The sequence below is a fragment of the Micromonospora sp. GCM10011541 genome (assembly GCF_042650725.1).
Lineage (GTDB): Bacteria > Actinomycetota > Actinomycetes > Mycobacteriales > Micromonosporaceae > Micromonospora > Micromonospora sicca.
Genome location: NZ_JBHSBP010000078.1, coordinates 1 through 739, shown reverse-complemented (window position 1 = coordinate 739; position 739 = coordinate 1). Strand labels below are relative to the sequence as shown.

At 70.5% G+C, this 739-nt stretch carries 2 protein-coding genes; one reads left to right on the top strand and one right to left on the bottom strand.

Features of this window, described 5'->3' with window-relative positions:
- On the top strand, positions 1-185 hold a 185-nt coding region (locus ACFOYX_RS29325; protein ID WP_377534588.1), incomplete at its 5' end, for a hypothetical protein.
- Between the two features lie 173 nt (positions 186-358).
- Here ACFOYX_RS29325 and ACFOYX_RS29320 read toward each other — a convergent pair.
- Positions 359-607 carry a hypothetical protein gene (locus tag ACFOYX_RS29320; RefSeq protein ID WP_377534586.1) on the bottom strand — a complete coding sequence of 83 codons (249 nt, stop codon included), beginning with the start codon at positions 605-607 and terminating at the stop codon, positions 359-361.
- Positions 608-739 lie beyond the last annotated feature (132 nt).

The window sequence follows — 739 nt, the reverse complement described above, 5'->3', positions numbered from 1 at the left end:
GAAACGCGAACGCCATCGGCAGCGCGACGATGCCAGCATTCCTCCGCGGCGTCACGGCTTGCCGCGCGGACAGGGGCGCTTCCGGCGGGTATCGGGAGTGGCGCCGGCGGTGGTTCGTCCTAGACCGCTACGACGACGAGGACGACCGCCGGGAGCGGGCGGAGCGGGCCCTGGAGGACTGCTGACCCGACGGCGTCGGGCCTGTCCTCAGCGGCCGAGGGCCGCTCAGCCTGAAGGTGGATGGGTGGCAGCGGCGAATGGTGCCGTTGCTGCCACCCCCGCCCGCCTCGGCGGCTCGCTGGGCGACGACCTCCCAACCGAAAGGTCAAGAACGGGCGCGCTTATTGACGACAGTGGATCAGCGTGCGTAGGCGGCGAACAGTATCCAGGCGATGTCGGGCCAGTCGCCGTTCACCCACTCCAGTTGGGCGTCGCGGAGGGCGACGTCCAGCCGAGTGCCGCCCATCCGGCTCCTCTGCACGATGTCGGCGGCCGTCTCGCCGGCAGAGAAGTCGTCGACGTTGTCGATGCAGGCCACCACCTGCTCCCCGCCGCCGGCGAGCACCGCCATGACGAAGTTCAGCGGCTCAGCGTGTTCGATGTTCACCAGCCGGCCGACCTGGCACGACGCGATGAGCAGAGAGTGCGGCCACCGCAGCGTGAGGGCCCTCCCGGCACGGGGAGCCGGCGGTCGTATACGTCGGCGAAGACCGGATTCCCCGACGGGTCGCCGACTCGT